The sequence below is a fragment of the Empedobacter sp. UBA3239 genome, from assembly GCF_002362875.1.
Taxonomy (GTDB): Bacteria; Bacteroidota; Bacteroidia; order Flavobacteriales; family Weeksellaceae; genus Empedobacter; species Empedobacter falsenii_B.
The window spans coordinates 57,775-66,809 of sequence record NZ_DEVJ01000067.1 but is presented as its reverse complement, the minus strand read 5'-3'; the positions used below and the strand labels follow the sequence as shown (position 1 = coordinate 66,809).

10 protein-coding genes are annotated in these 9,035 nt (G+C 31.9%); 8 read left to right on the top strand and 2 right to left on the bottom strand.

All coding sequences use genetic code 11. The features are described from left to right. Window positions 1-622 precede the first annotated feature (622 nt). Together B4G36_RS10290 and B4G36_RS10285 are read right to left on the bottom strand one after the other, a co-directional pair. Window positions 623-970, bottom strand: coding sequence for a hypothetical protein (locus tag B4G36_RS10290; protein ID WP_291063830.1), 348 nt, complete (start codon window positions 968-970; stop codon window positions 623-625). A gap of 188 nt (window positions 971-1,158) precedes the next feature. Then, window positions 1,159-1,899: a hypothetical protein gene (locus B4G36_RS10285; protein WP_291063828.1), complete on the bottom strand. Its 741-nt coding sequence runs from the start codon at window positions 1,897-1,899 to the stop codon at window positions 1,159-1,161. Between the two features lie 358 nt (window positions 1,900-2,257). On the opposite strand from B4G36_RS10285, the gene B4G36_RS10280 reads away from it, so the two are divergent. From B4G36_RS10280 to B4G36_RS10245, 8 genes are all read left to right on the top strand, one after another. Further along, complete coding sequence (locus tag B4G36_RS10280) at window positions 2,258-2,830, top strand: phage tail protein (RefSeq protein ID WP_291063826.1); 573 nt, start codon at window positions 2,258-2,260, stop codon at window positions 2,828-2,830. Between the two features lie 3 nt (window positions 2,831-2,833). After that, window positions 2,834-3,421, top strand: a complete 588-nt coding sequence (locus B4G36_RS10275) for a phage tail protein (RefSeq protein WP_291063824.1) — start codon at window positions 2,834-2,836, stop codon at window positions 3,419-3,421. Between the two features lie 5 nt (window positions 3,422-3,426). Next, window positions 3,427-4,011 (top strand): phage tail protein, encoded by a 585-nt coding sequence (locus B4G36_RS10270; RefSeq protein WP_291063822.1) that lies wholly within the window; start codon window positions 3,427-3,429, stop codon window positions 4,009-4,011. Between the two features lie 15 nt (window positions 4,012-4,026). Further along, window positions 4,027-4,941, top strand: coding sequence for a hypothetical protein (locus tag B4G36_RS10265; RefSeq protein ID WP_291063820.1), 915 nt, complete (start codon window positions 4,027-4,029; stop codon window positions 4,939-4,941). Between the two features lie 11 nt (window positions 4,942-4,952). Further along, the gene (locus B4G36_RS10260; RefSeq protein ID WP_291063818.1) at window positions 4,953-7,130 is read left to right on the top strand and encodes a hypothetical protein; all 2,178 of its coding nucleotides are present in this window, start codon (window positions 4,953-4,955) and stop codon (window positions 7,128-7,130) included. A gap of 6 nt (window positions 7,131-7,136) precedes the next feature. Further along, window positions 7,137-7,391, top strand: a complete 255-nt coding sequence (locus B4G36_RS10255) for a hypothetical protein (protein ID WP_291063816.1) — start codon at window positions 7,137-7,139, stop codon at window positions 7,389-7,391. A gap of 211 nt (window positions 7,392-7,602) precedes the next feature. Continuing rightward, complete coding sequence (locus tag B4G36_RS10250; protein WP_291063814.1) at window positions 7,603-8,445, top strand: alpha/beta fold hydrolase; 843 nt, start codon at window positions 7,603-7,605, stop codon at window positions 8,443-8,445. 3 nt (window positions 8,446-8,448) lie between these two features. Continuing rightward, on the top strand, window positions 8,449-9,000 hold the full coding sequence (locus tag B4G36_RS10245) for a lipocalin family protein (protein WP_291063812.1): 552 nt from the start codon (window positions 8,449-8,451) through the stop codon (window positions 8,998-9,000). Window positions 9,001-9,035 lie beyond the last annotated feature (35 nt).

Genomic DNA, 9,035 nt, shown 5'->3' with positions numbered 1-9,035 from the left:
CAAATGCACTACCGGTTATTCAAATTAATAATATCTAAAGATGATACCTGTTTTTTATTAAAAAAGTAGGAGAACTCCTGTTTCTTTTCAGGAAACATTTCATCTAGAATATCATTGTAAATTTTTTATAATTTGGTTTTATTATTTGTTCTTTTCTAGCCATTTGTGTAAAGTTGTTTTAGGTATTCTATAGTTCTCAATTACTTGTTTTGTAGTCATTTTATCGTTTTAATTTTATCTACTATAAAATCAATTAGCTCTTTTGTATAAAGGTTTTTTCTGAATTGAGGCAAAGAGTTTCTTTTATCTGTTTGATTTGGAGGAATTGGAGGAGAGAATAAAATGAGATGTTGAGAATAAATTCTGAAAAAATCATATTCTAATAATTTGCTCCATCTCAATAAAATTTTTGAGTCTAAACTTTCAGAAGAATACATTTTTTGAAGATCTATTTCATTGCATTTTAAAAAAATACAAATACGTGTATTTTCAATGTTGCATTCATTTACTCGTTGAAGAATAATAGATCCGATATGGATGTTTTTGAAATATATGGTTTTTAATTTGTTACAAGCGCGGGATAGCAATATCCCGCGCTTGTAACTTGGATAGGTTAGTTTGGTTAAAACATTCTGGTAATTCGGCAGTACCATTTTCGAACATTATCGGCATTATTTGTCGTATCCATATTATCGATGGTAAAAGACATTTCTACTTTGTACCATTTATTTCCTTCGAGGATAAAATCAAAATTATATCCTTCGGTATCATTTGAGTATCTAACCGCAGTACCTGGTGTCGAAACACCTTTTACCATATTTGCACCAAATCCCAAATACATTCCATTATCAAGATTTTGGTAACCATTAGGAGCTAGGATGACGTTCGCATCACCACGTCCTTCTTGGGAGGTCATTCCCATCCACCAAAATTTTTGAGCTTCATTACTTATATTGTATACTCTAGGCACAATAGATACAGGACCTGTGGAGTTAGAACTTGAGTTTGCAAAGCATCAAACAGAAAAGTGTCTTCAATTGTAGGCATTTTATCTCCATTGCTGCTTAATAAAATATTGGTAAGACTTGCTAAAAACCCAGATCCGCTAAAATATTCTGATTCGCCTCGAGAAAGTTCATTTTTTCCTACAGAAGCTGATCAAGATTGTCCAAAAAAATCTATTGCAAATTCTGCGGTATTTGGAGATGAACCAGAAGGAGTTCCAGTTATTGAGTATATTAGTTGACCAACACCATATTCTAAATCACCATATTGTAATGTAGCTGTAAGACCTGTTATTCCTGTCGAAAGTATTGGCGAACCAGCTGGATAAGATCCTCCATTTCCTCCTGAATAAGGAACCACTAAAGTTCCGATATAAGGAATTCCTTGTTCGAATTTTTTTGGTATGATATAAGCTAAACTACAATCTAATTTATTAATAGAAGGAGAAATACTACTTCTTGTAGAAAATTTAACCCATTCGGTTCCGTTCCAATAGAGATAACCTTTTGTTGTTAATCCTCTTTTTCCTAAGTTGTAAATTAGCAGTCCTATAGCAGGATTGGATATTGTGGTTTGGTCTGTGTTGCTTTCTAAGGAAATTTTAGGGCCTAAAAAGCCTTTTTTGTTACCAATAGAGGCACCGTCTGCATTTACATCCAAAATAGCTGATGGATCTGGAGATATTGTTCCAATTCCAACACTACCAGAAGATGTAATCACAAAGTCATCTGAAGCTTGCAAAGGATCTGGAACCCCTGTTTTAGGATTTGTTGTTTCTGGAGAAGATTTACCATCTACATTAAAAATTCCTTGAGGATTTTCTGTATTAATCCCTACTTGTCCGAACAAGAGCATAGAGAGTAATGTTGTAAAAAGGGAAACACTTTTTTTCATACTTTTTGTTTAGTTATTAAAATAATGTGCAAACCTATTGGCTTTTATTTTTGGAGGAAAGAAATTAACTACAGCAAAGCTACTTTACCGTATACGACATAGCTACTTTATTGTTTTTATTTGGATTGTATTTTTTATCTATTGTAGAATTTTGAAAATGTAATTAATTTGTTGTTAATGTTTTATTCTTTATTTTTTCGGGAAAAATATTATTTTATGAATTTGTCCCCTTATTTGTCCCCCCTTTAAAAGTTGAATTCATTCTATAATTAAGTAAATTTAAAACGCAATTTATATAAGTTGTCATTCTACTCTCTTCTTCCTACTTAAATAGGATAACTCAAAAACTTTAATTTATATGTACGAAGGAACAATTGGTGAAATTCGGATGTTTGCAGGACAGTTTGCTCCTAAGAATTGGGCTTTCTGCCATGGACAAATTTTGTCTATTAATCAGAATCAGGCTTTATTTAGTGTATTGGGAGTAATGTATGGAGGAAATGGCGTAACGACTTTTGCTTTACCGGATTTTAGAGGCCGAATTCCTGTAGGGTTTTCAAATGAAATTCCTTTAGGGGAAATGGCAGGAGAAGAAGCACATACGTTAACTTCTACAGAAATACCTGCACATATACATCTTGTAGAAATAAAAGGGAATCATTTTAAGGTAAGTGCAGAGGATGCTACTCAAGCAAAGATTACACCAGGTTCTAGTCTGGCTGCGCCAGTAGAATCAAGAGGACGTATGAAAGTTCCTACACAAGGTTTTGTAGAGACACAACCAAACGTGGGACTAAATAGTAACTCCATTGATTTAGGAGATGTTACACTGCAACCACAAGGAGGGAATCAACGACATGAAAACCGTATGCCTTCTTTAGGGATGAATTATGTGATTTGTTTATTTGGAATCTATCCATCAAGAAATTAATTTATGGAACCAACAATAGGAGAAATTAGAATGTTTGCTGGAAATTTTGCCCCTTATGGATGGATGCTTTGCCAGGGACAATTATTGTCTATAAGTGGAAATGAAGCGTTATACGCTATTATAGGAACGCTTTATGGCGGAGATGGTATTTCTACTTTTGCTTTACCAAACCTTGCCAGCCGTGCACCAGTCGGAATGGGACAAGGATTGGGATTAGGAAATGTTATTTTGGGTGAACAAGTAGGAGTAGAAGCTGTGACCCTTACTAATTCGCAATTACCTGCTCATACTCATATCGTAGATAAGAATTCAGTACAAGTAACAAATGGAATTGCGAGTAATATGCCATCTACTGTACATGAACCAACAAAAGGAACAAGTTTGGGTGTTGCAACAAATAAAGGAATTTCAACTTTAGGGTATAATCAAGAAGAACCTAACATGACGTTACATGAAACGTCATTGAAAAACGAAGATTTAACGAAAACAACATTACCAGTAGGAGGGAATCAGCCCCATAACAATATGCAACCTTATTTGGGAATTAATTTTATTATAGCAATAGAAGGAATTTTTCCTTCGCAAAGTTAGAATTTATGGACGAAGCTTATATAGGAGAAGTGAGATTATTTGCTGGGAATTTTGAACCAAGAAATTGGGCATTTTGCCATGGTCAATTACTAGCTATTCAACAAAATACCGCCTTATTTTCGATATTAGGAATAATGTATGGAGGAGATGGAACAACTACTTTTGGTCTACCAGATTTTAGAAATCATGTAGGGATAGGTGCTGGACAAGGTCCAGGACTATCGGAAAGAATGTTAGGAAAAAAAGCAGGGGAAAAAAATGTAACACTATTGACACATGAAATGCCATCTCATACACATGAAACTGTACTGACGGGTCAACCAAAATTAAAAGTAAGTTCGTCACCGGCTACGCAAACAACGCCTATTACAGGTTCATCAATTGCTCAGCCCGGGTTTTTGGTAAACGATTCTTTTGCTCCAACAATGGGGGTGAATTTAGAAGAACCTGCAGTAGAAATAAATGCGAATATAGACATGAAATTGAGAACACAAGTTTCAGGTGGATCAATTGCTCATAACAATATGCAACCTTATATTGGGATGAATTATGTGATTTGTTTATATGGAATTTTTCCTCCTAGATGGTAATTAAATATTAAAAATATGGAAAGTAATAGACGTTCTTTTCTGAAACATACAGCATCTTTAATGGGAATTGCGATGTTGAATCCTTCGTTGAAAGGGTTGGCAAATGTTTCTAAAAATATACAAGGGTTAGCAGATACATCAAATCTAACCATTTATCAAAGTAATGATGTGGACTTATCGTTCAATACATCAATCTATCGCATGATAAAAAAAGAATTGAATGAGCAGGAAACAAAAGGAATTTTAGTCGATGCAGGGAATTTATTCCGCTTAGAACAGCTCAACCAAGAAACATTTCAATCAATCAATTCTATCGGTTATCATGCGGTTGCTTTAAGTTCAAATTATTTAAAACTAGGAATTCTACCATTTTTAAACTTAGCTAAGGCGTTTAATTTTTCTTTTGTTAATTGCAATTATTCATCTAAGGAAGAAGGTTGGAATGAAGTTGTTTTACCTTATGTAATATTACATACCAAAGATTTAAAAATTGGCATAACTGGAGTGGCTCAGAATAGTTTTAATTCTTCGATTAGAGCTGAAAATCCATATAAAGCAGCAACTCGAATTTCGAAAAAATTGAAAACAGAAGATAAATGTGATTTGGTAATTTGTTTATCACAATTGGGAATAGATAAAAGTAAATGGAATAGCAAAGATTTGGCTACAGAGAGTAAAAATATTGATTTTGTTTTGAGTACTTCTGAAAGTCAAAAATTAAACTATCCATTGATTTTGAGGAATAAAAATGATCATGAAGTTATTCTGATGCAAGGCGGACCTGGTGGTGAATTAATTTGTAGAAGTGTAATAGGTTATGATAATGATAAATATCGTAATCAGTTTCATCAAGAATTTATCATGCCAACAAAAAGTTTTGCCAGTAAAACAGATATTCATAAAACTGTAAAAAATCTTCAAAATGTTTAATATCTAATTTTATGAAAAAAACTTTACAACGATATAAACTTACTCTATTACTAATTCTTGGCTTTGTTTTTTCATTTGCGCAAAATTTACCATATACAGAAGATTTTGAGAATGCAGACAATGGCAGTTATTCTTTTGTAAGTAATGGAAAATTATTTAAAATAGAAAGTTCTGCCTCAGCAGATTATGCACAAGGAACATTCCGTGTACAAGGAGATTATCCCGGTACAGGTTGGAAAGGTTTAGCGATAGATAATAAATACATTGATAATGATGGTGCAGCAGGATTTGGAATTAACCCAAGTTTTAAGATAAAAAGTGAAGGGTTTAATTTTACCTCGCAAAATTTTTATCTTTTTTTAGCTGATTATAATTTACAGCAATTTCCTCTTATTATGCCAGCACCGATTATGATAAATGGAAAAGAGAATGGGACAATTATTTTTACAGCACTTTATATTCCTTTAAATGCTCTTATGACGAATGGATATATTCAAGTTAATTTGAAAAATATAAATGGAATAGATTATTCAAATTATTCAATCAATGAACTTGAAATTTCTACAAGTAATCCGATAAATTATATTGGGTTAGATGCATTTACATGGACAGAAGTTACTTCGTCTTTGTCAACGATTTGGGAAAATGGGGTTTGGAGTGATGGGGAGCCAACGGCTACTAAAAATGCTATTCTAAGAGAATCATATCCTCATAATTTAACAGCAAAATCGTTGAAATTTGAAGCAAACGTAGTTGTTCCTTCCGGAATCACCTATACTGTTGTAAATAATGTGGATAATCCTTCGAATCAAGTTGTTTTTGAACATGGTGCTTATTTAATGCAACAAAATGACAATGCAATTAATGTAGGAAATATCAGTTTCAAACGTCAATCAAAACCAATTTATCGATTAGAAACCTTGGATTGGTCTTCACCTGTTTTCGGACAAAATATTTTGGCTTTATCTCCTAAGACACTTCAAAATCGCTTCTATCGTTATGACGAGTTTGCAAACAATTGGGTAGCAAATATAAATGCAGCTGATATTTTTCAAAAAGGCGAATACATTGCATTTAGAGCACCAAATAATTTTAATATTTATGGAGAAGGTGTTTCAAAAATATTTGAAGGTACTTTTACAGGAATTCCAAATAATGGATTTGTTTCAAGAATGCTTACAAAAAATAATGTTGGAAATAATGCAGTAGGTAATCCTTATCCATCTCCAATTGATTTGAAGAAAGTTATATCATCCAATTCAGCTATGTTAACTATTTCGAAAGTTTTTGTTTGGACACATAAGAAACCTATTGTAAATGGTGAATTTACAGGCGATAATTGGATTGTTTATAGTGATGAAATGGGATGGAGTGATCCTTCAATTACTTCCACAGCAATAGAAGTAGGTCAAGGATTTATTGTACAAGCAGAAAACAAATTACAAGGTCCTTTACCAATGCAGTTGTTTTTTAATAACAGTATGCGTGTTACAGCTAACGAAGTAGTTTCATATAAAACCATAGAAGATGATAAATTTTGGTTGAGTTTAAAACAAAATAATGAAGTGTTAAACTCGACTCTTGTTGGATATAAAGAAGGTTCTACGAAACAATATGAAAATACTTTTGATGCAGAACCAATGCAAGTCTACCCTGGTATTTATTCGATGATAGATCAAAAAGAAATGTCTATTCAAGGTAGAGGAGCCGAGTTTGATGAAAAAGATCAATTTGATTTAGCTATTAAAATTTTAACTGCTGGAAATTACACGATTTCGTTGGCGAAAACAAATGGAATATTTACACAAGGACAATCTATTTATTTAATTGATAAAGAATTAAAAAAATCTATTGATCTATCTAAAGGTAATTATAATTTCTTAAGTGGCAAAGGTTATTTTACAAATCGTTTTGAAATTGTATATAAAAATAGTTCATTGAACACAAGTGATTTGAATGAAACAAATAAACTAAATGTTTATACTGAAAATCATACAGTTCATATCCAATCTACTGAAAAAATAAAAACTATAAAAGTTTACAACTTAGAAGGTAGCTTAGTTAAAAATTTATCTTCTCTAAATACATTTGAAACGCATTTTGATCTGTCAACATCTACAAAAATCTATATTGTTTGGGTTGAATGTTATGATAGTTCAAAAATTTCAAAAAAAATAATTGTAAAATAATGTGAGATGAAAAAACAATTAAAAAACATTTTATGTGGAAGTTTATTTTTAATTCTTCCTTTATCTAATCTTCATGCAGAAGATGGAGAGTCAGGTGTTACTTTTTTTAGTGAAAATACAGCGAATACAAGTCCTGGAGGACACGATTCAGGAGATGATCCTATAGATACAGCTCCTATAGATTTATATACAACAGTTTTGTTATTTACAGCCGCTGTTGTAGGTTATTATGGAAGAAATAAATTAGTAAGAAACCATTAAAATTTTTGTGTTTTAATTATTAAAAGTCTGAGAAAACGCAGACTTTTTTGCTTTTTTTATTAACTCTTTTTTTGATATTGTTGATTGAGAAAATTATTATTTTTTTGTAACAGTTATAAATGTTAAACCTTTTGAAATGTAATTATTGGCTTAATGCTTGTATTGAAGTATAGGAGACTACGTTAAAAACAAAACAAAAAAAATAATAACTATGGCAAAATTAAAAAGAAAGGGCTATAACATACATTATGTAGATTATGGTAATAAAATGGCGCAACCTATTGTTTTGATACATGGTTGGCCACTTAGTATACAATCTTGGGAATATCAAATACCAAAAATTGTAGATGCGGGTTTTCGTTGTATAGCATATGATCGTAAAGGTTTTGGAAAGTCTTGCGCAACTTGGGACGGTTATGATTATGATGCTTTGGCAGAAGATTTACATACTTTGATTGATGAATTGCAATTGAAAAATGTTGTGTTAGTTGGTTTTTCGATGGGGGGAGGAGAAGTAGTGCGTTATATTGCAAATTATGGGAACAAAAATATTTCGAAAGTAGCTTTAATTAGTTCGATTATTCCTTTGGTAAAACAAACAGCTGATAATGAAAATGGTGTTCCACAGAAAAAATTAGATGAAATTGTACATCAACTTCAAAACAATCGATTGGAATTTTTAGATGGTTTTCATAAAGGTTTTTATAATTACGGATTATTAAAAAAATCAGTCAGTAAAGAACAATTAGATTTTGATTTTTCTGTTTCGTCCCATGCTTCACCTATTGCAACTATGAAAGCCGCTTTGTCTTGGATGGATACTGATTTTAGAAAAGAATGCCAAATGATTAATGTTCCGACTTTAATTGTACATGGAAAAGAAGATCAAACTGTTCCTATAAAAACTGCTGGCGATCAAGCTTCTAAATTAATTCCGCACGCCACTTATATTGTTTACGAAGATGCTCCTCATGGTTTAAATATTACTCATAAAGAGCAATTAAATATGGATTTAATCGAGTTTTTATTAAATATAGAACACGAAAAAGAATAATTTATGAAGCAATTAAATATAAAGATGATCTCAGGTTTAGCGTTAGCAGGTTTGGGAGGATTGACATATGCTTGGTTGAATTGTCGAAAAGTTAAAATCCCGGATTATGTTACAGCGGTCGAAAATTTTAATCCGCATCAATACATGGGAAAGTGGTATGAAGTTGCACGTTTAGATTTTAAATATGAAAAAAATATGAGTCATGTAACTGCGACTTATTTTTTGAATAAGAAAGGTATAATAGAAGTTCATAACAGAGGTTTTGATTATAAAGAAAATCAATGGAAAGAAGCTCATGGAAAAGCTAAGTTGAATGAAGAAGAAGGGAAAGGAGCTTTAAAAGTTAGTTTCTTTGGACCATTTTATTCAGGATATAATGTAGTGTTGATGAATCCCGATTATGAAACAGCTTTGGTTTTTGGTGAAAGTCATGATTATATGTGGATTTTATCACGACAAAAAACAATTTCGGAAGCAACAAAACAAAAGTTTCTTTTGTATGCAGAAGAAAAAGGATATGCGATAGAGGAACTTACTTGGACTGTACAAGAATAAGTTGATAAATATATTTTCATCTCAAAGGGCTAATT